Consider the following 21480-nt stretch of genomic DNA (forward strand, 5'->3'; position numbering starts at 1 on the left):
GGGACATGTCAAGTTATGATACACTGATTTCATCTTTAACTCAGGACAGGAGCGGGACAGCATGAAAAAGGAATTTGTAGTGATCGGTCTCGGCCGCTTCGGAGGAAGCATTGTCAATGAACTTGTCGAACTCGAAGCAGACGTGATGGCCATTGATATATCACAGGAAAAGGTGGATGAGTTCGCTCAAATCGCCACACAGGCGGTCGCTGCTGATACGACAGATGAATCGGCGCTCAGATCGCTGGGCATCCGAAATTTTGAACACGTGGTAGTTGCCATCGGAGAGAATATCCAGGCAAGCATTCTGACAACGCTCATCCTGAAAGAAATTGGCGTGAGACGGATCACTGTCAAAGCGCAAAATGATTACCATGAGAAAGTGCTGCGGAAAATCGGTGCAGATCAAGTTGTCCATCCGGAGAGGGATATGGGGAAACGGATTGCGAACAATATGGTTTCTAACAATATCTTGGATTATTTGGAGCTGTCTGAGGAATATTCTATCGTTGAAATTCAAGCGAATGATAAATTGGCTGGTTTCACGCTGATCGATCTAGATATCAGGGCGAAGTACGGAGTGAACATCGTGGCGATCAAGCGGGAATCACAGATTCTTGTGTCTCCTGCGGCAATCGAAGAAATCCAGCTGAATGATATCCTGATTGTCATAGGTTCAGATGTGGACATCCATCGGTTTGAGAAGAAAGCATTGCATTAAAAAACAGGCGGAAGCAATTCGAGGGCACTGAAAAAGTACCCAAGTTGTTTTTTAGCTCGGCAGGAAATGATTTATCATTTCCTGCCGAGCTTTTCCGTTTGGCGCCGTGGATTTCCGTTCCAGGCGGACGCGTTCCGCGGGCACGGCCTCAGCCGCTTCCTCCGCTGCGCTCCGTCCAGGGTCTTCGGCTCGTGCTGTTCCCGCTGGAGTCGCCGCCTTCCACTACAATCCACTAAACAATTCCTGTATACTTTATGGTAAGAAAACAGAGGTGGTATGTCAAAACCTATTCGGTATCCATCAAGTCGATGGAGCACATGGAACAGGCTGCCTTCCAGGAGACAGAACACTTTAAGAAACTTGCGCGGGATCGACATAAGATTGAGCGAAAAATAGTGCACTGAAACATGCCCATGGGTTTCATACGTGCAAATCCGCGGGTCTATTCGGCATGACATTCAGGCAGCGACCACGATATTCGCAGTCAAACTGAAACGGATCCTGAAGCTCTCACCGGAGAAAGAGCAAGGATAAGAGGAAGAAAAGAGGCGATGTCTGTTCAAAATCGAACAGACATCGCCTCTTTTTTGTTTCTGAGGAGAAGTTTATTTGAAATCGTAAGGTTTTCAGTGCTCTCAGCAATTCTCCGCCTATTTTTGTTTAAAAAATAAAAGACTGTCAAACTTCCATGACGACTGGCAACACCATTGGCCGCCGCTTTGTCTTGTCATATAGGTAAGGGGACAGGATTTCAATGATATCACTTTTCAGTGCATTCGTTTCGGCGTCTTTGCCAACTCGTCTTTGCAATTCCTTGGACAGGATGTATTGCGCTTCGCTGATCATGGAACCTGACTCGCGCATATATACAAATCCTCTAGAAATGATATCAGGACCGGATACAATCCGGTTCTTTTTCTTATCGACTGTCGCAACGACAATGACAAGCCCATCCTCGGACAGGATTTTCCGATCACGCAAGACGACATTTCCGATATCACCTATGCCGCTTCCGTCGATGTATACGTCACCTGAAGGGACCTTGCCGGCAAGCCGGGCACTGTTTTCTGTGAGTGCGAGGACATCACCGTTGCTCATGATAAATGTATTTTCACGCGGCACATCGCAATCTACCGCAAGTTCCGTATGCATCTTGAGCATTCTATATTCACCGTGGATGGGCATGAAGAATTTAGGCTTGATGAGACGCAGCATCAGCTTCTGTTCTTCTTGCGAACCATGGCCGGAAGTATGGATATTGTTAAGCGCGCCATGGATGACTTCCGCTCCTGCGCGGAACAGGGCATTGATCGTCTTATTCACACTAAGTGTGTTGCCTGGTATTGGCGAAGAAGAGAAGATGACCGTATCGCCAGGCTGGATGGACACTTGGCGGTGCGTACCGTTTGCAATCCTTGATAGAGCTGCCATTGGTTCTCCTTGGCTTCCCGTACAAAGGATCATCACATCGCTTGCAGGCAGCCTGTTAAGCGTCTGTGTATCGACAAAGAGCTCTTTTGGTGCGTCAATGTAACCGAGCTCACGGCCGATTGTGATGGCGTTGTCCATGCTTCGGCCGAATACAGCGACCTTCCTTCCGTGCAATTGGGCAGCTTCGATCACTTGCTGAAGCCGGTGGATGTTAGATGCGAACGTCGCGAATATAATGCGGCCATCCACTTTACGGAAAATCTCGTTCAAGCTCTCGCCGACTTTCCGTTCCGACATCGTAAAGTTTGGCACTTCGGCATTAGTGCTGTCGGAAAGAAGGCATAGGACGCCTTCGCTGCCGATTTTGGCCATTTTAGCGAGGTTTGCAGGCTCTCCGACAGGAGTGAAATCGAATTTAAAGTCTCCTGTATGGACGATATTGCCGCAAGGTGTTTTGACGACCACACCGAATGCGTCTGGAATACTATGGGTTGTCCTAAAGAAGGACACGGATGTCTTCCTGAATTTGATGACATCATCTTCCTCGATCTCGATCAACTTTGTCGATCTGAGCAGACCGTGTTCATCGAGTTTATTGCGCAGCAGGCCAAGTGCCAATTTGCCGCCATAAACAGGAATGTTCAGCTTTCGCAGCAAATAGGGGATACCGCCGATATGGTCTTCGTGTCCGTGAGTGACAAAAAGGCCTTTCACTTTGTCCGCATTGCGCTCTAAAAACGTATAATCAGGGATTACATAATCGATGCCGAGAAGATCGTCTTCCGGGAATTTGATGCCGGCGTCAATCAGGATGATCTCATCCTGGAATTGTACGCAATATGTGTTTTTGCCGATTTCGCCAAGTCCGCCGAGAGCGAAAACAGCCGTCTCATTATTCTTTATCTGCTTCATCCGTATCAGACCTGCTCAATCTCGAAATGAGGGGAAGCTTGTTCGTATTCCAAGTGCTGTCCTTCCAGCGCTTGGATAAACTCGATGTTATACTTCCGATCCTTCAGCTTCGTGCGGACCTCACGCTCTGAATCAGCTTCGATGTACAAGCTCTTTGTGTTCTCTCGTACGGGAACCTGATCCATCTGTTCTTGATAAAATACTTTATAAATCATACAGGTACCTCTCCTTTACGTTCAATTCAATTTCATTCTCCCTATATTATCACGTCATTTGCGTAAAATAAAGAAAAGCCCACCAAGTAATGGAGAGCTGATGTTTACTTGTACTATTCGCTCCTGGCTTTTGCCCGGCCTTTCCTTGGAACGCTGTAAGCCGCGTACAAAAGAAGCGCAGGCAAAGATCGGATGCCGCTCTGCCTGCACAAAGTAAAACCTTCAGGGCCCTTATAGGGATCTATGGGAACCCTGAAGGATAGTTATGCAATTGTCTTTTTTCCGAATATGCCATTGAGCCGTTTCAGCAATTTGCGTTTTAGGCGCTTGTACATGGGCATATCACTCCTTAAAGTGATTATACCTCATATTAAATTTTCTGTCAAGTTTAATTTCTCTCAAAAGGGATGGCGCCAGGTATTTCCTTAAACGGGGCAGACTCGTCGATATGATCATAGAACATAACGCCGTTTAAATGGTCCAGCTCATGCTGGAACGCGATGGCAGCAAGTCCTTTCAATCTCTTTTTGAACTCCTTGCCGTCACGGTCGAACGCCTTGACAGTGATTCGTGAATACCTCGGAACATAGCCTTCAACGTCCCGATCGACTGATAAACAGCCTTCACCGCTTGTAAGATATGTCATCTCGACAGAATGACTGACGATTTTAGGGTTGATGGCAACGAAGCTCGTCGTGTTTCCATCTTCCTGAATATGAAGAGCGAAAATCCGCTTCGATTTGTTCACTTGCGGGGCGGCGAGTCCGATTCCTCCCCTTAGACCATACTTTTCAGCCATTTCAGGGTCTTGGCTGTTGACGAGGTATTCCATCAGCTCGTCTGCCAGTTTGCGATCTTCTTTTGACAGAGGCAGGGCAACTTCCTTTGCAACTTCACGCAGCGCCGGATGTCCTTCCCGGATAATATCATTCATAACGATCATTGTACTATCTCCCTTTCACTCAACGTTTCTCATCAAGCTGCTTCTAGGTGCGGGGTAAACGTCATTTCCACTATAGTATAAACGAATCCCTTTTTAGGTGAAAGAATTTGGCGCGCTTGAAATTCCGCATTGCAGACGATATAGTTTACCTACATATCTGCGAGGGGAAAGATAGAGCGGACAAAATACATAATTGTAGCGGAGGGATGTCAAGTGAAAAAGGTGCTGCCCATCTTGCTGGCGGGTGTGTTATTAACCGCCTGCAGTTTCGGAGGGTCGGTCGAGAAGCAAGTCTCCGACGCCGTTTCCAAGATGAATGAACAGGAGCAGGGGTACCGTGATAATCAGGAAAAATTATCCGGATTAGAAGAAAAGGAGCAGAATCTATTTGAAGAGACGATGGATCTGACAAAAGAGGACAAAGATCAGTTGAAGAAAAATGTGGAACAGTTAAACGCATCAGCGGATGAACGAATGGAACTGCTGGAGAAAGAGAAAGAGTCCATGAAATCTTCTAAAGAGGCGGCAAGTGATCTTGAAAAGGCCGGAGACAAGGCAGACGAGACGGAAAAAAGTGAGATCGATAAGCTTCACAGCGCACTGGATGACAGGTTCAAAGCGCATGATGAATTCACATCAGAATATACAAAGCTGACAGATATGCAAAAAGACTTCTATAATCTTCTGCTGGATGAAAAAGCAGAGATCAATACCTTGAAAGAGAAAGTAGACAGTATCAATGAGCAGAATGCAGCCGTTAAAAAGGCCGTTGAGGAATTTAATTCCTCTACCGAGAAAGTGAATTCGGTGAAGGATGAATTATTTTCGAGTTTGAAAACGGAAGATTAAAGGAAAAGGAAAGTGGCAGGACATCATTGTCCCGCCGCTTTTTGTTGTTATGAATGAAAAACTATTATAATACACATTGCGTATTGTAGTAATACAGATTATTATTTCAAAGTAATTTATTTAGAGTGGCAAGCCGGGAAGTGTTTGTGCTTCAATGATTGACCGCCCGGCACCTGTTCAGTATACTGAATAAGAATGATAATTGTATCAATCATAAGCAGTGATCAACATAATACAGTTACAAAGGAGAGTTGCCGACATGGCTGCCAAAAAAGATAAGCAGTTCGATCCAGTGGAAACGCTTCACTCCATCGAAGAGAAGTTTGAGATGTTCCAAATCTTGAACGAAGAAGGCGAAATCGTAAACGAGGAAGCGAATCCGAACCTTACAGATGAGCAACTTGTGGAATTGATGTCACGCATGGTCTATACAAGAATATTGGATCAGCGTTCGATTTCATTGAACCGTCAAGGACGCCTCGGTTTCTACGCACCGACAGCAGGGCAGGAAGCATCCCAGCTGGCATCGCATTTCGCTCTTGAAAAAGAAGACTTTATCCTTCCTGGATACCGGGATGTGCCGCAAATCGTTTTCCATGGCCTACCATTACATATGGCGTTTCTATGGTCACGCGGCCATTTTGAAGGAAGCATCATTCCTGATGGATTGAATATCTTCATGCCTCAAATCATTATCGGCGCCCAGTATATCCAGGCGGCAGGTGTCGCGCTTGGCTATCAGAAGCGCGGCAAGAAAGCGGTTGCCATGACGTATACAGGCGACGGCGGTACGTCGCAAGGGGATTTCTATGAAGGACTTAACTTTGCAGGAGCTTATAAAGTGCCGGCGATTTTTGTTGTGCAGAACAACCAATATGCCATCTCGACACCGCGTGAGCTACAGACTGCAGCAAAGACACTTGCCCAAAAAGGTGTAGCTGCTGGAATTCCTAGCATTCTTGTCGACGGCATGGACGCGCTTGCGGTTTATAAGGCGACACACGATGCACGTGAACGCGCGATCAACGGGGAAGGCCCGACTTTGATTGAGTCGATGTGCTACCGTTATGGCCCGCATACAATGGCTGGTGACGACCCTACACGCTACCGCACATCCGAGACGGACAACGAGTGGGAGAAGCGCGATCCGCTGATCCGTATGCGTAAATACATGGAAAGCAAAGGCATTTGGAACGAAGAAAAGGAAAACGAAGTGATTGAGCGTGCCAAAGAGGAAATCAAGGACGCAATCAAAAAAGCGGACGCGGCTCCGAAGCAAAAAGTGACCGATTTCCTTAAAATCATGTACAAAGGCGACATGCCATATAACGTTCAAGAACAACTTGATATCTATACAGCGAAGGAGTCGAAGTGACCGATGGCACAAATGACGATGATTCAAGCGATTACCGATGCGATGCGCACGGAGCTTAAAAATGATGAAAACGTCCTCGTCTTTGGTGAAGACGTCGGCGTTAACGGCGGTGTATTCCGTGCTACAGAAGGTTTGCAGAAGGAATTCGGCGAGGATCGGGTTTTCGATACACCGCTTGCCGAGTCCGGTATCGGCGGACTTGCTATCGGATTGACACTTACAGGATTCCGTCCGGTCATGGAAATCCAGTTTTTCGGATTCCTGTTTGAAGTGATCGATTCGGTATCCGGCCAGCTTGCGCGCCAATCATTCCGCACAGGGGGCAAATTCAATGCTCCTGTGACAATCCGTTCACCGTTCGGAGGCGGCGTAGCGACACCTGAGATGCATGCGGACAGCCTTGAAGGCCTTGTTGCATCCCAGCCTGGATTGACAGTAGTCATCCCTTCGACTCCATACGATGCGAAAGGGCTGCTCATTTCGGCAATCCGCGATGAGAATCCGGTCATCTTCCTTGAACATATGAAATTGTATCGTTCGTTCCGGCAAGAAGTACCGGAAGAGGAGTACACGATTCCACTTGGCAAGGCGGAAGTGAAGCGTGAAGGGAAAGACTTGTCGATCATCACATACGGCGCTATGGTGCATGAAAGCCTGAAAGCGGCGGAAGAGCTTGAGAAAGAAGGTTATTCCGTCGAGGTTGTCGACCTTCGGACTGTACAGCCTCTTGATATCGAGACAATCATCGGTTCTGTCGAAAAGACAAACCGTGCAATTGTTGTGCAAGAAGCGCAAAAGCAAGCCGGAATCGCGGCGAATGTCGTATCGGAAATTACTGAACGTGCAATCTTGAGCCTGGAAGCTCCTGTGTTGCGTGTAACAGCGCCAGATACGATCTACCCATTCGCACAAGGCGAAAACACTTGGCTTCCTGGTGCAAAAGATATAATTGAAACAGCGAAAAAAGTTCTTACATTCTAATCGGAGCCTTTGCTCTGAATATATGAAAGGGTGACTCACGTGGCATTTGAATTCCGTTTGCCCGATATCGGAGAGGGTATCCATGAAGGGGAAATCGTCAAGTGGTTTGTCGCAAAAGGCGACACCATCAACGAAGATGATACACTTCTTGAAGTCCAAAACGACAAGGCGGTCGTAGAAATCCCATCTCCAGTTACAGGGACAGTTGAAGAGATACTCGTGAAGGAAGGGACTGTAGCCGTTGTCGGTGACGCCCTGATCAGAATTGACGCGCCGGGACATGAAAATGAGCATGGTGCGGAAGAGTCCGCTGGAAAAGCGGAAACGGAAGCGGATGTACAGTCGACTGCCGAGCGTGGACAGGAGATCGAGAAGAAAGAAGCTCCACAGGCGCCGGATACAAAAGAAGGCGTAGTCATCGCGGGCGGAGAAACGGACGGTACATCGGATAAACGGGTGATTGCGATGCCGTCGGTCCGTAAATATGCACGCGAAAAAGAAATTGATATCCGGCAAGTGAACGGGACAGGCAAGAACGGCCGTGTCTTGAGAGAGGATATCGACGCATTCGCCAGCGGCGGACAAACAGCAGAAACAGCACAGGAAGAAACTGTCCAGCAGGAAACAGCTGATCAAGGACATGAGTCAGAATCCAAGGCACCAGTACAGCTCGAAGGGGACTTCCCTGAGACTCGTGAAAAAATGTCGGGAATCCGCAAGGCGATTGCCAAAGCGATGGTCAACTCGAAGCATACTGCGCCGCACGTCACATTGCTTGATGAAGTCGATGTGACCGAGCTTGTTGCTCACCGCAAGAAATTCAAGACGATTGCAGCAGAGAAAGATATCAAACTCACATATTTGCCGTATGTCGTCAAAGCGCTCGTTTCCACATTGCGTGAATTCCCTGAGTTGAATACGTCCCTTGATGATGAAAAAGAAGAAATCATCCAGAAGCACTATTACAACATCGGAATCGCCGCTGACACGGATCGCGGGTTGCTCGTTCCGGTCGTGAAGAACGCAGACCGCAAATCGGTGTTTGCGATTTCGAAAGAGATCAATGAGCTGGCTGACAAAGCTAGGAACGGAAAATTGGCTCCTGCAGAGATGAAAGGCGCTTCTTGCTCGATCACTAATATTGGATCTGCAGGCGGACAATGGTTCACGCCGATCATCAACCATCCGGAAGTCGCCATCCTTGGAATCGGCCGGATCTCTGAAAAACCGGTAGTGAAAAATGGTGAAATTGTGGCTGCACCTATGTTAGCATTATCATTGGTATTCGATCACCGGGTCATTGATGGAGCTACAGGACAGCAAGCTTTGAATCATATTAAGAAATTGCTCGGGAATCCAGAACTTTTATTAATGGAGGCGTAGGCAAATGGTAGTAGGAGATTTTCCAATTGAAGTGGACACACTCGTCGTAGGGTCAGGTCCCGGAGGATATGTCGCAGCAATCCGCGCGGCACAACTAGGCCAAAAAGTCACGATTGTCGAGAAAGACAATCTCGGCGGCGTATGCCTGAACGTAGGCTGCATCCCGTCGAAAGCGTTGATTTCGGTCGGACATCGCTTCGAGCATGCAAAAGGTTCGGATGACATGGGAATCACAGCTTCTGACGTCAAGCTTGATTTTTCGAAGGCGCAAGCTTTCAAGGACAGTGTAGTCAAGAAATTGACAGGCGGCGTCGAGGGTCTTTTAAAGGGCAATAAAGTGGACATCGTCAGCGGCGAAGCATACTTCACAGATGCGAACACTGCACGTGTAATGAACGAGAAATCAGCACAGACGTACAAATTTAAAAACGCAATCATTGCAACCGGCTCTCAGCCGGTGGAAATTCCATCGTTCAAGTTTTCGAAACGTGTCTTGAATTCGACAGGTGCTTTAAATCTTGATGAACTTCCGGGTAAACTTGTTGTCATCGGCGGCGGTTATATCGGAACTGAGCTAGGCTCTGCTTACGCTAACATGGGCTCTGAGGTTACCATTATCGAAGGTGCAGACGATATTTTAGCTGGCTTTGAAAAGCAGATGACACAGATCGTTAAAAAAGGCTTGAAGAAAAAAGGCGTTGAAGTGATTGTAAAAGCTTCCGCTAAAGGTGTCGAAGAGACAGAAACAGGCGTGACTGTCACATACGAGGCGAAAGGCGAAGAGCATAAAGTCGAAGCTGATTACGTCCTCGTCACTGTGGGACGCCGTCCAAATACAGTTGAAATCGGCCTAGAAGAGATGGGCATGGAGTTCTTGGATCGCGGCTTGATCAAAGTTGATAAGCAATGCCGTACGAGCATTCCGAACATCTACGCGATCGGTGATATCGTTTCAGGCCCGCAGCTTGCACACAAGGCTTCCTATGAAGCGAAAGTTGCCGCTGAAGCGATCGCCGGTGAGAAATCCGAAGTTGACTACTTGGCAATTCCTGCTGTATGCTTCACTGATCCTGAGCTTGCGACTGTCGGTTTGAACGAACAGCAAGCGAAAGAGGAAGGGTATGAAGTCATCACAGGCAAGTTCCCATTCGCAGCGAATGGACGTGCTCTTTCCCTCAATGAAACAGACGGATTCGTCAAAGTCGTTGCACGCAAAGAGGATGGTCTTGTACTCGGTGCGCAGATTGTCGGAGCAAACGCTTCTGATATGATCGCAGAGCTGGGACTAGCGATTGAAGCCGGCATGACGCTGGAGGACATCGCGATGACGATCCACGCGCATCCAACGCTTGGTGAAATTGCAATGGAAGCTTCTGAAGTTGCACTTGGCAAACCAATTCATATGATCACGAAGTAAAAATTGAACGCCCGGGGATGTTATTTTCCTTGGGCGTTTTTTTAGCAGGCACAGCGGGTAATGAGGTATGGTGCGCAGTGTTTTCAGTGCCCCATCGGTGTTGCGCAGGCGGTTTTAGGCGTGATAGGATGATAGAAAAGGAGGATATTATGAAAAAATCTATTTTATACATATGCTTAGGTTTATTATTACTGCTTGGAGCCTGTTCGGAAAAAGATGATGGGCAGGATAATGCAAATGCACAAGCGGGGGAGAAAAGTCCGGAAACCGTTAATACGGATGGAACGGATGAGACTGATGCGGATGCAGAGAGTAAGGAAGACGGTGAGCTGGAGGGAGAGCCGGCAGAAGAAAAGGAAGCCCAGGAAGAGCCGGCAGTGCCGCTTTACGAGCTTAATAATATCTATTCTGTTGTGCCGATCGATGATGCAGATCCGAAAGTTGTCCTGCTGACATTCGATGATGCGCCGGACAAGCGCGCCCTTGATATTGCGAAAACCTTGAAGGAAATGGATGCACCAGCCATCTTCTTTGTAAATGGGCACTTCATCCAAACTGAGGAGAAACAGGACATCCTGAAAGAAATCCATGACATGGGCTTCATGATCGGAAACCATACGAAGACCCACGCGAACCTGTCGAAACTGACGGAGGAAGAACAGAAAGAGGAAATCATCTCCGTCAATGAGGACGTCGAGAAGATCACAGGGGAGAAACCGAAATTCTTCAGGGCGCCGTTTGGTGTCAATACCGACTACAGCAGATCGCTTGCTGAGCAGGAAGGCATGGTCTTGATGAACTGGTCTTATGGCTATGACTTCATGAAAGACTATATGACAAAAGAGAAAATCGCCGATATCATGGTCAATACGGAGTTGCTTGGAAACGGGGCGAACCTTCTAATGCATGACCGGGAATGGACGGCGGATGCGCTAGAAGAAATCATCACCGGCCTTCGTGGTAAAGGATATGGCTTTGTCGACCCTCATACGATCAAAGTAATCGGAGACAAGTGATGTACTGCGCATAAAAATGAGCCGATGGGGGATGTTTGAAATGGAATGGAAGACAAAAGTGACAAATCTGCTCGGCATTCGTGTGCCGATCATACAAGGGGGCCTCGCCTATCTTGCATACGCGGAACTTGCCTCGGCAGTTTCAAATGCGGGAGGTCTTGGGCAGATCACTGCAATGAGTTTGTCATCACCTGATGAGCTGCAGAGGGAGATCAGGAAAGTGAAAGAGTTGACCGAGAAGCCGTTCGGTGTCAATTTTGCAATCGGCCAGCACGGTCGGCCGTTTGAGCATATGGTGGAAGCGGCTCTTGAAGAAGGCGTCGGTGTCATGAGCGTGACTGGGGGAAATCCTGCTCCGTTCTTTAAGATGCTCGAAAAAACGGATGTCAAAACACTTGTGCTGACTGCCGGGAAAAGACAGGCAGTGAAAGCGGAAGAACTCGGAGCAGATGCTGTCATGGTGGTTGGCCAGGAAGGCGGCGGCCATCTAGGACGGGATGATATCGGGACGATGGTCCTTGTCCCTCAAGTCGTTGATGCAGTCGGGATCCCTGTCATCGCTTCCGGCGGCATAGGGGACGGCAGAGGACTGATGGCGGCACTTGCCCTCGGAGCGGAAGGGATCGAAATGGGGACAAGATTCATCGCGACCAAGGAATGTGTACATGCGTCAGCTGCGTACAAAAAAGCGCTTTTGGCGAGCCGTGAAACGGATACAACTATCATTAAGCGTTCTCTTGGCGCGCCTGCCAGAGCGCTCAAGGGCGAATGGACAGATAAGATCCAAGCGCTTGAGGAAGCTCAGGCGGGCTATGAAGGGCTGAAAGAACTGATCAGTGGAGAAGCGAACCGCCGCTTCATCCATGAAGGAGAGGCGACGCGCGGTTTCGGCTGGGCAGGCCAAGTGGCCGGCCTCATACAGGATATCCCGGCAGTAGCGGATCTTTTCAGCAGGATGGAGCAGGAAGCAGAATCAATCAGAAGAAGTTGGTGCATACAATGACAATTGGAGAATATAGCTATCCGATCAGGCATGATTGGTCGACTTCCGAAATCATCGACGTGGTCGCGTTCTTCGGAGCGATCGAAAAAGCGGTTGAAAACGGAGTGCAGCGCGAGGAGCTTATGCAGGCCTACAGGGCATTCAAGGCAGTCGTCCCGTCCATGGCAGAAGAGAAGACGCTATTCAAGGAATTCAAAGACGTGAGCGGCCTAGACAGCTATTCTGTTGTCAAGCAGGCGAAAGAAGGCCAAGACGGAGAGCGGATCGGTAAAAACTGAGCCGGATAAATTATGAGAAAAAGGCGATCCTGATTAGAACACATCAGGATCGCCTCTTCGTTTATCTTTGATGTTGCATTCCGTTCATCCTGCAATGAGATCATACAGAGGAACAAGCCGATCGATTGTTTCTTGGGCTATGGCAAAGAATTCTTTCCGGGACAGAGTCACCGCTTCCTCGCGGCTTATATGCCTGCCGACGATCAACTCCGCTTTCTTAACGGAGTGAAGGCGCTCAAGCAGTTCCATGACACCTTCTTTGCCCGCTGCTTCGATTGATGCAGCTTCCGGCTTCATATGATCTCCGGAGACTACGAATGAGCCGGGTAGCGAAAGGATGCTGTCCGGTTGTTTCTGAAGGCGTTCGGAAATGCCTTTCTTATCCGGGTTTTCATATATGACGGCGAGTATGATAAATAGATGCGTATTCCATAAACCGATTTGGAAATGGGGAAGTGCCTTATAGCCGCGTTTTGCAGGAGCTAATGCGACCCAGCTGTCCTTTGGCGGATTCACTGTCCGCCTTGCATGTTTTGCGACATGCGGAAAGAACTCCCCCTTTCCAAAGGCGGAGAGATGGCCTGCAAACAGATCACCAAGCTCATGGAACTTCGGCTGGATCTTTTCCTGGAGGGCAGCCATTCTGTTATCAAGCCCTTCGATTGCGAATACGTCAAAATCTTCATTTGTCCAATAGGTTGCTGCCAATTATATTCCTCCAATCGAGTATTCAACGTTTATCGTAACAGAAAATGGGGAACAATCACTACAACAAGGCTTATAACTAACGTAAGTAGAGATGCCGGCATACTTTATAGTAAGTGATAAGCAATCGACGACATTTCAACAAAGGAGCGGTTAACATGAAACAAGTGGTCCATATTATTCGCAAATCCGAGATTGAAAAAGAATATGTCAAGCTGTTGCAGTTGGAACTCGATTATGAATTGGCGACACTTTTCGATGCGGTGCAGGAAGATGATAAAAAGCAGATTGGCAAGAGTAAAAAAAGGCTGACAGAAATCCATGGAGAACTGGAGACCTTCAATGCTTTCGCCTAAAGATCTCCGGCCACCAGAAAAAAGGCTTCTGTGCACTCTCTTCTCAATAGAGGAGGATGTGGACGGTAGCCTTTTTTTGTATAAACGATAGTAAGCATTGCCAGCTGTTATGATATACTAGGTACACCATAAATTAAAAACTTTAAAGGAAGAACTGTCTCTTCCGGTAATGAGGTGCTGTCATTGAACTGGGGCATGATCGACCGCTTTGCTAAGTCATTGTTAAAGGAGGCGGGACATAAGATACGTATTTCTTTCTACAGTCATATCGATGTGGAGACAAAATCCGAAGCGAATGATCTGGTGACAAACATTGACAAAGGAATTGAGCGTTTCTTTGTCGAGCGGATTAAAGCAGAGTTTCCAGAACATCGCATCTTCGGTGAAGAAGGCTTTGGAGATCAAATCGAATCATTGGACGGCGTCATTTGGTTCCTGGATCCGATTGACGGGACGATGAACTTCATCCATCAAAAACGTAATTTTGCCATATCCCTCGGTATTTATGTGGACGGTATCGGAATGCTCGGTTATATATATGACGTCATGCAAGATGATTTTTACCATGCGATGAAGGGGGAGGGCGCATTTTTCAACGACGAGCGCCTTCCGATGCTTGAAATTACACCGATCGAGAAGGCGGTGATCGGCATCAATGCAAGCTGGGTGATTCCGAACCGGAGAATTGAACATGAGCCGCTGATCAATCTGATCCAGACGTGCAGAGGAACGCGCTCCTATGGTTCCGCCGCCATGGAGCTTGCTTATGTATCAGCAGGAAGGATAGACGCCTATATGTCCTTGCGCCTGGCGCCATGGGATATAGCGGGCGGCATGGTCATTGCAAAAGAGGTCGGGGCGCTTGCGACGAACCTTAAAGGTGAAACGCCGCACCTTCTAGGGACGGATACGTTCATCGTTGCGCGCCCTGGCCTGCATCATGATATCCTCTCCAGCCACATACAGCTAAAACCGGAATGAAAGGCTGTATAACAAGAAGAAAGACCGACAGTAATAAACGAGGGCACTGAAAAAGTACCCAAGTTGCTTTTTAGCTCGGCAGGAAACGATTTATCGTTTCCTGCTGAGCTTTTCCCTTTGGCGCCGTGGATTTCCGTTCCAGGCGGACGCTTTCCGCGGGCACGGCCTCAGCCGCTTCCTTCGCTGCGCTCCGTCCAGGGTCTTCGGCTCGCGCTGTTCCCGCTGGAGTCGCCGCCTTCCACTACAATCCACTAGAATAATCCTGTATACTTTATGGTAAGAAAACACAGGTGGTGCGTCTCATGATTTCAAACCAAGAAACCCTTCCCTTAAGTCCCTACATGGCGATCTACGATCTCGTTGTGCCGAAAGACAATATGCTTCGACAAATCAATGAGCTGGTCGATTTCTCTTTCATCCTTGATGAGCTGAAGACTAAATACTGTCTCGATAACGGTCGGAACGCGATTCCTCCCATCCGTATGTTCAAATATCTTCTGTTAAAAGCGATCCACGATCTGTCTGATGTCGATCTTGTGGAACGATCTAAATACGACATGTCCTTCAAGTATTTCCTAGGCATGGCGCCAGAAGATGAAGTCATCGATCCAAGCTCACTCACGAAATTCCGCAGACTGCGTCTACAGGACGTCGGTCTATTAGACATGCTGATCGGGAAGACAGTCGAGATTGCGCTGGATAAGAAGCTCATCACAAGCAAGACCTTGATTGTGGATGCCACCCACACAAAGGCTCGGTTTAATCAAAAATCACCGAGGGAGTTCCTCCAAGAGAAAGCAAAGAATGTGCGGAAAGCTGTCTATAAAATCGATGAATCGATGAAAGAAAGGTTTCCTGAGAAACCAATTTCCCAGGAGATGGACGAGGAATTGGCTTATTGTGAGAAGGTCATCACCGTACTCGAGAACGAACCCCAAATCGCCGAGGTGCCCGCTGTCAAAGAGCGTTTGAACACATTGAAGGAAATAGTCGAGGATACCCAACACCACCTTGCATATTCCGGGGATCAAGACGCACGGGTAGGCCATAAATCGGCGGATTCCTCCTTTTTTGGATATAAGACGCATCTTGCGATGTGTGATGAACGGATCATCACGGCGGCAACTATTACGACGGGTGAAAAAAGCGATGGACACTACCTAAAGGAACTAATCGAAAAAAGCAGAACGGCTGGCATGGAAATTAGCACGGTACTTGGCGACGCGGCATATTCAGGAAAAGATAACCTGATCTATACCCAGAAGGAAGAGATCCAATTGATCTCCAAACTGAATCCGATTCTGAACGGGACCAGGACACAGGCGTTTGATTTCAACAAGGATGCCGGTATGTTTGTCTGCCCGGCGGGACATCTTGCGACGCGGAAGGCACGAACTGGCAAAAAAGGCCAGGGGAAAAACCAGTCCATGACGTTCTATTTCGATATCGAAAAATGCAAGACGTGTCCAATGCGAGAGGGCTGTTACAAGGAAGGGGCCAAAAGCAAGACCTATTCCGTATCCATCAAATCGGCGGAACATGTAGAACAGGCTGCTTTCCAGGAGACAGAACACTTTAAGAAACTTGCGCGGGAAAGATATAAGATTGAAGCGAAAAATAGTGAACTGAAACATGCCCATGGGTTTCATACGGCCAAATCCGCGGGTTTATTTGGCATGGATGTTCAGGCAGCGACCACGATATTCGCAGTCAATCTGAAACGGATCCTGAAGCTCTTAACAGAGAAAGTGCAATAATAAGAGGAAGAAAAGAGGCGATTTCTGTTCAAAATCGAACAGAAATCGCCTCTTTTTTGTTTCTAAGGAGAAATCTTTTTGAAATCGTAAGATTTTCAGTGCCCTCGTAATAAACTGCCGGCCTTTTCTTTGTATGTTCAAAGCATGCCGTTCTCGCGCATTTTTTTCTTTGTCTTAAAACCGTTCCCCATGACAAAAATGAGGGCGAGGATCGCGATGATGCCTACGGGAATACTACGCATGCCGACTGCGACGCCAATTGCACTCATAGCTGCGACTGCACCGACGGAATAGAGGACGAATACCCACTTGATATTATTCAAAAAAAACCCTCCATATTTAAAAGTAATTGTTTTTGTATCTAAGGCTCTTGTGCTATAATATCACAGTTATACATCTGAAAAAAGAATAATGGAGTGAAATTATGTCTACATCTCGAAATGATATACGCAATATAGCAATTATCGCTCACGTAGACCATGGGAAAACGACACTTGTCGACCAATTGCTGAAGCAATCCGGTATTTTCCGTTCGAATGAGCATGTCGATGAACGTGCAATGGATTCCAATGACTTGGAAAGGGAACGCGGAATCACAATCCTTGCCAAGAACACAGGGATTGAATATAAAGATACAAAAATCAACATTCTAGATACACCTGGACACGCCGACTTCGGCGGGGAAGTGGAACGTATTCTCCGCATGGTAGATGGTGTCATCCTTGTTGTCGATTCATTCGAGGGCTGTATGCCTCAAACACGTTTTGTCCTTAAGAAAGCCCTTGAAACTAATCTGAAGCCGATTGTCGTCGTCAATAAGATCGACCGTGAATTCGCTCGGCCCGAAGAAGTGGTCGATGAAGTTCTCGAACTTTTCATTGAGCTTGATGCCAATGATGATCAGCTTGAGTTCCCAGTCGTTTTTGCATCTGGTTTCAATGGGACGGCAAGCCTTTCACCAAATCCAGAAGATCAGGAAGACACATTGGCTGTACTGTTTGATTCGATTTTGGAAAATATTCCGGCTCCTGTCGATAACCGTGAAGAACCCCTTCAATTCCAAGTATCGCTGCTTGATTATAATGACTATGTGGGACGCATCGGAATCGGGCGTATTTTCCGCGGTACGATGAAAGTGGGTCAGCAAGTGACCGTCATGAAGCGTGATGGTTCGACTAAGAACTTCCGCGTCACTAAGATGTACGGTTTCCTCGGCCTGAAACGCATCGAGATCCAGGAAGCATATGCTGGAGATCTTGTCGCAATTTCAGGAATGGAAGATCTTGACGTCGGTGAGACCGTCTGCCCGTCAGATCATCTTGAAGCATTACCGGCTCTTCACGTAGACGAACCGACGCTGCAAATGACATTCCTCGTGAACAATAGCCCGTTCGCAGGGAAGGAAGGCAAATGGGTCACTTCCCGTAAGATCGAAGAACGCCTTGAGCAGCAGCTGCAGACCGATGTTTCCCTGCGTGTAGAACCGACCGACTCTCCAGATGCATGGGTCGTTTCCGGCCGCGGTGAACTTCACTTGTCCATCCTGATTGAGAATATGCGCCGTGAAGGCTACGAGCTTCAAGTGTCGAAGCCGGAAGTTATCATCCGTACGATCGATGGTGTGCGCTGCGAGCCGGTTGAGCGGGTGCAGATCGATATTCCTGAAGAACATACAGGATCGATCATCGAGTCGATCGGTGAACGAAAAGGCGAAATGCTTGATATGATCAACAATGGCAACGGACAAGTCCGTCTGATTTTCCTAGTGCCGGCAAGGGGATTGATCGGGTATTCCACCGAATTCCTGACTCTTACGCGCGGATATGGCATCATCAACCATACGTTCGATTCCTATAAGCCTGTCGCTTCAGGACGAGTTGGCGGTCGCCGCCATGGAGTGCTTGTCTCCATGGAGAACGGAACTGTCACAGGTTATGGTATAATGCAATTGGAAGACCGCGGTACGATGTTTGTGGAAGCGGGAACCGAAATTTATGCGGGCATGATTGTCGGCCAGAATAATCGGGACAATGATTTGACGATCAATCTGACAAAAATCAAGCACGCGACAAATGTCCGGTCCGCCACGAAAGATCAGACCGTTACGACGAAAAAACCGCGTATTTTATCTCTGGAAGAAGCGCTTCAGTACGTCGGGGACGACGAATATTGTGAAGTGACGCCGGTTTCCATCCGTCTGCGCAAGAAAATCCTGGATAAGAACGAACGGGAAAAGGCGGAAAAGAAGAGAAAGTCCGGAGAGTGAAGATAGCGCGTCAAGAAAGGGTTGTTTTCTGTAATGGATAAGGAGACCGAGTTCGTATTCGGCAGGATGTCAGGCGTCTGTCATATGATCTATGATCTGATGCCTACGTATAATTCCGCTGGATATGTCTTGTTTGCGCTCATATTCCTGCTGTCCGCGATTGTGTACAAGCTGGGATTCGCCCGGAAGATTAAATTTTGGCAGAATGTCGTCATCTACAGCTTCCTGTTTCTAGGATGCCTCGTTTTGACATTCCTTGCCTTCTTCCTGCCGATCGTGGAAGGGCTCATCGTGGCAGCGCTCATCTTGATCATATATCGGGTACGCCGCATGAATGAACATAAGAAAGACTCCGTCGCATCGTAAGCGGCGGAGTCTTTTCGTTTAGAATTCTTTTTCAGATATATGGGAGCTTCTGTGGAAAATGAAGCGCCCGGTCGATACCCGTCTGTTGGTCTCATCTTTGATACGGTCGCTGCATGATTCACACATATACGTATTGATAGGATGATTGCGCAACTTTTTCGCAAGCGGCAAGTCATCCTTCAGTTCTCCGATCGTATCACAAAGTACACATTTAACTCGCATCTGGCCACTCCTTTCAGGCGATGCCGGCTTTTCAGTCAATCGATCCGGATGGATGTAATGGAACGGATCGGCTCATTACGATTGCTTCCGTCTTTCAGCAATGCATATACAGGTCCTCCGTCTTTCAGCGGCTTCCCTTTAATGCTGTATTGGAGGATGATCTCCTTCGCCATATCAAGCGGGAAGGAATGTTCGCCTTCAGCTGTCACAAGCGTGAAGCGCTCCGCGTTCTCGCCGGGCACCGCGTTCTTGATGAAAGGCTCCAGGATGATGCCGAACGTTCCGGTCAGCATTTTCTGTTTTTCATACTTCTTCTCAGATTTCAAAGTCGGAGGGAATGTGGCGCCTTCCATGATTTCGCGGGACCAATGTTTACCCATCGCTTCCTTGTATTCTTCCATTTCGTCGCGTTCGACATACTGTCCGCCGAAAAAGGTGTCAAGGTCTATGCGGCGGTCGTCAAAGATCCAAACCGTTGGATCCAGTGTGATCTTAAATTCCGTGTTTCCTGTTATCGGGATAATCGTTTCCAAAACAGTAAGCCTCCTACGTAAATGGGCGGCCGTTTGACCGGCCGGATTTTTAGTTGCAGTTCTTTGGAATGCCGATAAAGGGCGGCATGTTCCGTCTTCTTTTAGTATACCCTTAGAGAACAACTGTGGGAAGTCATTTACAACAAGCAGCTCCTTCAGGGGAAACACTTGCAATTTACCCTCTCAAAAGATACAATTTATTCATAATCACCGCGCATGAATACTAGGTGAACGGGGGCGTCCTCATGGATACAGAAGTACAAGAGACATATCAAGAAAAGGCAATGAAGCAGCTACAAGCGGATGCCGATAAAATTGCACAGCTCATCAAAGTGCAGATGGATCATTTGACGATGCCGCAATGCCCTCTGTATGAGGAAGTGCTTGACACGCAAATGTACGGGCTCTCCCGTGAAATCGATTTTGCAGTGAAGCTCGGCCTGATCGAGAGGGATCAGGGGAAAATCCTCCTTTCGGCGCTTGAACAGGAAATGAACGTCTTGCATGAGTTATATACAAAAAAATAAACAAAAGACTCAAACTCATAAAAGGTTTGAGTTTTTTATTTAAAACGGGGAATGTACGATGATAAATTATGTGAAAAAAATAGGTAAGAACTTCGATTACCCGTTGTTCTTTGTCTATCTACTGCTTTGTGCGTTCGGGTTGGTCATGATCTACAGTGCAAGTATGGCGTGGGCGGTCAACCGTTATGGATTCGCACCAGACCACTTCTACCGGAAACAGCTGATCAACCTGATTGTTTCATTTGTTGCCTTTTTCCTTGGCGCTTTCTTTCCCTACCACAATTATAAACGGAAAGGTTTTATGAAAACTTCCGTCTTTATTATGTTCATCTTCCTTGTGCTTGTACATATAATCGGCTGGGGAGCTGGCGGCGCACAAAGTTGGATCACTGTACCGGGTTTTGGAAACCTGCAGCCTTCCGAAATTGCAAAGATTGTGATCATCCTCTACTTCTCCAGCGTGTTTGCAAAGAAATATGAATCGGGGACAATCGACTCCATCAACAAGTCCATCCTCCCGCCTGTCATTATCCTGTTCTTCGCCGTCGGGCTTATTATGACAGAGACGGATATTGGGACTTCATTCATCATTGTCATGACGGCGCTCGCTTTGCTTGCTTCAAGCGGAATCCGGCCAAAAACGTTCGGAAAGTTAAGCGGTATTATCGGACTTATTCTCATTCCGATGTCGCTCCTGCTCTGGATTTTTTGGGATACGGTTATGACCGGGGGACGGAAAGGGCGTATATTATCCTTCCTGGATCCGTTTGATTATATACAGGGGTCGGGTTATCAGATTGCAAACGGCTATATTGCGATCGGGACGGGAGGGGTAAAAGGCCTTGGCCTCGGCAATTCCATACAAAAACTGGGCTACCTGCCTGAGCCCCAAACGGATGTAATCATGGCAGTCATATCTGAAGAACTGGGGATCTTCGGAACGCTCATCGTACTTGGAGGACTAGGGTTCCTTGTCCTGCATGCACTTAAGATCGCCATGTCTACAAAAGATCCGCAAGCACGGATGCTGGCCGCGGGGATTGGCAGCCTGATCGGCATCCAGACATTTGTCAATATCGGCGGGCTTACCGGACTGCTTCCTTTGACAGGTGTACCGCTTCCGTTTATTAGTTATGGCGGAACTTCTATTATTCTGTTATCTTTAGCTTTAGGAATATTGATGAATGTGTCAATGTTCGAAAAATATAAGAAGAATAATAGCAAAGGAAGTGCGTAAATGGGA

23 protein-coding genes and 1 pseudogene are annotated in these 21480 nt (G+C 47.7%); 17 read left to right on the forward strand and 7 right to left on the reverse strand.

Features of this window, described 5'->3' with window-relative positions; translation table 11 throughout:
- Positions 1–61 precede the first annotated feature (61 nt).
- Together ACZ5FK_RS00200 and ACZ5FK_RS00205 are read left to right on the forward strand one after the other, a co-directional pair.
- On the forward strand, positions 62–721 hold the full coding sequence (locus tag ACZ5FK_RS00200; protein ID WP_464805917.1) for a potassium channel family protein: 660 nt from the start codon (positions 62–64) through the stop codon (positions 719–721).
- Positions 722–1002: 281 nt separating this feature from the next.
- Positions 1003–1255: pseudogene (locus ACZ5FK_RS00205) on the forward strand (IS5/IS1182 family transposase); the annotation flags it as partial.
- A gap of 144 nt (positions 1256–1399) precedes the next feature.
- On the opposite strand, the gene rnjA reads toward ACZ5FK_RS00205, so the two are convergent.
- The 3 genes from rnjA to def all read right to left on the reverse strand — a co-directional run bounded on the left by rnjA (position 1400) and on the right by def (position 4222).
- A complete protein-coding gene (rnjA, locus tag ACZ5FK_RS00210; RefSeq protein ID WP_464805918.1) occupies positions 1400–3064 on the reverse strand; it encodes a ribonuclease J1 in 1665 nt (554 codons plus the stop codon).
- A gap of 5 nt (positions 3065–3069) precedes the next feature.
- On the reverse strand, positions 3070–3279 hold the full coding sequence (locus ACZ5FK_RS00215) for a DNA-dependent RNA polymerase subunit epsilon (RefSeq protein ID WP_464805919.1): 210 nt from the start codon (positions 3277–3279) through the stop codon (positions 3070–3072).
- A 388-nt stretch (positions 3280–3667) separates the two neighbouring features.
- Entirely contained in the window at positions 3668–4222 is a 555-nt protein-coding gene (gene def, locus ACZ5FK_RS00220) for a peptide deformylase (protein ID WP_464805920.1), read from the reverse strand.
- Positions 4223–4435: 213 nt separating this feature from the next.
- Between def and ACZ5FK_RS00225 the strand changes: the two genes are divergently transcribed.
- The 8 genes from ACZ5FK_RS00225 to ACZ5FK_RS00260 all read left to right on the forward strand — a co-directional run bounded on the left by ACZ5FK_RS00225 (position 4436) and on the right by ACZ5FK_RS00260 (position 12524).
- Positions 4436–5071, forward strand: coding sequence for a YkyA family protein (locus ACZ5FK_RS00225; protein WP_464805921.1), 636 nt, complete (start codon positions 4436–4438; stop codon positions 5069–5071).
- Between the two features lie 259 nt (positions 5072–5330).
- A complete protein-coding gene (gene pdhA / locus ACZ5FK_RS00230; RefSeq protein WP_464805922.1) occupies positions 5331–6446 on the forward strand; it encodes a pyruvate dehydrogenase (acetyl-transferring) E1 component subunit alpha in 1116 nt (371 codons plus the stop codon).
- 3 nt (positions 6447–6449) lie between these two features.
- Positions 6450–7427: an alpha-ketoacid dehydrogenase subunit beta gene (locus ACZ5FK_RS00235; RefSeq protein WP_464805923.1), complete on the forward strand. Its 978-nt coding sequence runs from the start codon at positions 6450–6452 to the stop codon at positions 7425–7427.
- 39 nt (positions 7428–7466) lie between these two features.
- Positions 7467–8810: a dihydrolipoamide acetyltransferase family protein gene (locus ACZ5FK_RS00240; protein WP_464805924.1), complete on the forward strand. Its 1344-nt coding sequence runs from the start codon at positions 7467–7469 to the stop codon at positions 8808–8810.
- Positions 8811–8814: 4 nt separating this feature from the next.
- Positions 8815–10227: a dihydrolipoyl dehydrogenase gene (gene lpdA, locus ACZ5FK_RS00245; protein ID WP_464805925.1), complete on the forward strand. Its 1413-nt coding sequence runs from the start codon at positions 8815–8817 to the stop codon at positions 10225–10227.
- A gap of 149 nt (positions 10228–10376) precedes the next feature.
- Entirely contained in the window at positions 10377–11243 is an 867-nt protein-coding gene (locus ACZ5FK_RS00250) for a polysaccharide deacetylase family protein (RefSeq protein ID WP_464805926.1), read from the forward strand.
- Positions 11244–11283: 40 nt separating this feature from the next.
- Entirely contained in the window at positions 11284–12246 is a 963-nt protein-coding gene (locus tag ACZ5FK_RS00255) for an NAD(P)H-dependent flavin oxidoreductase (protein WP_464805927.1), read from the forward strand.
- Positions 12243–12524, forward strand: a complete 282-nt coding sequence (locus tag ACZ5FK_RS00260; RefSeq protein WP_464805928.1) for a UPF0223 family protein — start codon at positions 12243–12245, stop codon at positions 12522–12524. Before ACZ5FK_RS00255 ends, ACZ5FK_RS00260 begins: the two co-directional genes overlap by 4 nt.
- An 84-nt stretch (positions 12525–12608) precedes the next feature.
- On the opposite strand, the gene ACZ5FK_RS00265 is transcribed toward ACZ5FK_RS00260, so the two are convergent.
- Complete coding sequence (locus tag ACZ5FK_RS00265) at positions 12609–13232, reverse strand: YktB family protein (RefSeq protein ID WP_464805929.1); 624 nt, start codon at positions 13230–13232, stop codon at positions 12609–12611.
- Between the two features lie 155 nt (positions 13233–13387).
- Between ACZ5FK_RS00265 and ACZ5FK_RS00270 the strand changes: the two genes are divergently transcribed.
- The 3 genes from ACZ5FK_RS00270 (at position 13388) to ACZ5FK_RS00280 (ending at position 16323) form a co-directional block, all read left to right on the forward strand.
- Positions 13388–13585 (forward strand): hypothetical protein, encoded by a 198-nt coding sequence (locus ACZ5FK_RS00270; protein ID WP_464805930.1) that lies wholly within the window; start codon positions 13388–13390, stop codon positions 13583–13585.
- Positions 13586–13768: 183 nt separating this feature from the next.
- A complete protein-coding gene (locus ACZ5FK_RS00275; protein WP_464805931.1) occupies positions 13769–14566 on the forward strand; it encodes an inositol monophosphatase family protein in 798 nt (265 codons plus the stop codon).
- A gap of 302 nt (positions 14567–14868) precedes the next feature.
- Complete coding sequence (locus ACZ5FK_RS00280) at positions 14869–16323, forward strand: IS1182 family transposase (RefSeq protein ID WP_464805533.1); 1455 nt, start codon at positions 14869–14871, stop codon at positions 16321–16323.
- Between the two features lie 137 nt (positions 16324–16460).
- Here the strand turns inward: ACZ5FK_RS00280 and ACZ5FK_RS00285 are convergent, their stop codons facing one another.
- The gene (locus tag ACZ5FK_RS00285) at positions 16461–16646 is read right to left on the reverse strand and encodes a YlaF family protein (RefSeq protein ID WP_464805932.1); all 186 of its coding nucleotides are present in this window, start codon (positions 16644–16646) and stop codon (positions 16461–16463) included.
- A gap of 101 nt (positions 16647–16747) precedes the next feature.
- Between ACZ5FK_RS00285 and typA the strand changes: the two genes are divergently transcribed.
- Both typA and ACZ5FK_RS00295 read left to right on the forward strand, forming a co-directional pair.
- A complete protein-coding gene (typA, locus tag ACZ5FK_RS00290; RefSeq protein WP_464805933.1) occupies positions 16748–18589 on the forward strand; it encodes a translational GTPase TypA in 1842 nt (613 codons plus the stop codon).
- Between the two features lie 33 nt (positions 18590–18622).
- Positions 18623–18955, forward strand: coding sequence for a YlaH-like family protein (locus ACZ5FK_RS00295; RefSeq protein ID WP_464805934.1), 333 nt, complete (start codon positions 18623–18625; stop codon positions 18953–18955).
- An 18-nt stretch (positions 18956–18973) separates the two neighbouring features.
- Here the strand turns inward: ACZ5FK_RS00295 and ACZ5FK_RS00300 are convergent, their stop codons facing one another.
- Together ACZ5FK_RS00300 and ACZ5FK_RS00305 are read right to left on the reverse strand one after the other, a co-directional pair.
- Positions 18974–19177: a YlaI family protein gene (locus ACZ5FK_RS00300; protein ID WP_464805935.1), complete on the reverse strand. Its 204-nt coding sequence runs from the start codon at positions 19175–19177 to the stop codon at positions 18974–18976.
- Positions 19178–19212: 35 nt separating this feature from the next.
- On the reverse strand, positions 19213–19710 hold the full coding sequence (locus tag ACZ5FK_RS00305) for a peptidyl-prolyl cis-trans isomerase (protein ID WP_464805936.1): 498 nt from the start codon (positions 19708–19710) through the stop codon (positions 19213–19215).
- Between the two features lie 245 nt (positions 19711–19955).
- Between ACZ5FK_RS00305 and ACZ5FK_RS00310 the strand changes: the two genes are divergently transcribed.
- Together ACZ5FK_RS00310 and ACZ5FK_RS00315 are read left to right on the forward strand one after the other, a co-directional pair.
- Entirely contained in the window at positions 19956–20237 is a 282-nt protein-coding gene (locus ACZ5FK_RS00310) for an Fpa/YlaN family protein (RefSeq protein ID WP_464805937.1), read from the forward strand.
- 58 nt (positions 20238–20295) lie between these two features.
- Positions 20296–21474 carry an FtsW/RodA/SpoVE family cell cycle protein gene (locus ACZ5FK_RS00315; protein WP_464805938.1) on the forward strand — a complete coding sequence of 393 codons (1179 nt, stop codon included), beginning with the start codon at positions 20296–20298 and terminating at the stop codon, positions 21472–21474.
- Positions 21475–21480: the final 6 nt, after the last annotated feature.

It is taken from the genome of Sporosarcina sp. GTC18466, assembly GCF_055389225.1.

Excerpts from the sequence above, each read along its gene's own strand:
- ACZ5FK_RS00200 (WP_464805917.1), top strand. The coding sequence starts at position 62 with ATGAAAAAGGAATTTGTAGTGATCGGTCTCGGCCGCTTCGGAGGAAGC.
- rnjA (WP_464805918.1), bottom strand. The coding sequence starts at position 3,064 with ATGAAGCAGATAAAGAATAATGAGACGGCTGTTTTCGCTCTCGGCGGA.
- ACZ5FK_RS00215 (WP_464805919.1), bottom strand. The coding sequence starts at position 3,279 with ATGATTTATAAAGTATTTTATCAAGAACAGATGGATCAGGTTCCCGTA.
- def (WP_464805920.1), bottom strand. The coding sequence starts at position 4,222 with ATGATCGTTATGAATGATATTATCCGGGAAGGACATCCGGCGCTGCGT.
- pdhA (WP_464805922.1), top strand. The coding sequence starts at position 5,331 with ATGGCTGCCAAAAAAGATAAGCAGTTCGATCCAGTGGAAACGCTTCAC.
- ACZ5FK_RS00235 (WP_464805923.1), top strand. The coding sequence starts at position 6,450 with ATGGCACAAATGACGATGATTCAAGCGATTACCGATGCGATGCGCACG.
- lpdA (WP_464805925.1), top strand. The coding sequence starts at position 8,815 with ATGGTAGTAGGAGATTTTCCAATTGAAGTGGACACACTCGTCGTAGGG.
- ACZ5FK_RS00250 (WP_464805926.1), top strand. The coding sequence starts at position 10,377 with ATGAAAAAATCTATTTTATACATATGCTTAGGTTTATTATTACTGCTT.
- ACZ5FK_RS00255 (WP_464805927.1), top strand. The coding sequence starts at position 11,284 with ATGGAATGGAAGACAAAAGTGACAAATCTGCTCGGCATTCGTGTGCCG.
- ACZ5FK_RS00260 (WP_464805928.1), top strand. The coding sequence starts at position 12,243 with ATGACAATTGGAGAATATAGCTATCCGATCAGGCATGATTGGTCGACT.
- ACZ5FK_RS00270 (WP_464805930.1), top strand. The coding sequence starts at position 13,388 with ATGAAACAAGTGGTCCATATTATTCGCAAATCCGAGATTGAAAAAGAA.
- ACZ5FK_RS00280 (WP_464805533.1), top strand. The coding sequence starts at position 14,869 with ATGATTTCAAACCAAGAAACCCTTCCCTTAAGTCCCTACATGGCGATC.
- typA (WP_464805933.1), top strand. The coding sequence starts at position 16,748 with ATGTCTACATCTCGAAATGATATACGCAATATAGCAATTATCGCTCAC.
- ACZ5FK_RS00295 (WP_464805934.1), top strand. The coding sequence starts at position 18,623 with ATGGATAAGGAGACCGAGTTCGTATTCGGCAGGATGTCAGGCGTCTGT.
- ACZ5FK_RS00300 (WP_464805935.1), bottom strand. The coding sequence starts at position 19,177 with ATGCGAGTTAAATGTGTACTTTGTGATACGATCGGAGAACTGAAGGAT.
- ACZ5FK_RS00310 (WP_464805937.1), top strand. The coding sequence starts at position 19,956 with ATGGATACAGAAGTACAAGAGACATATCAAGAAAAGGCAATGAAGCAG.
- ACZ5FK_RS00315 (WP_464805938.1), top strand. The coding sequence starts at position 20,296 with ATGATAAATTATGTGAAAAAAATAGGTAAGAACTTCGATTACCCGTTG.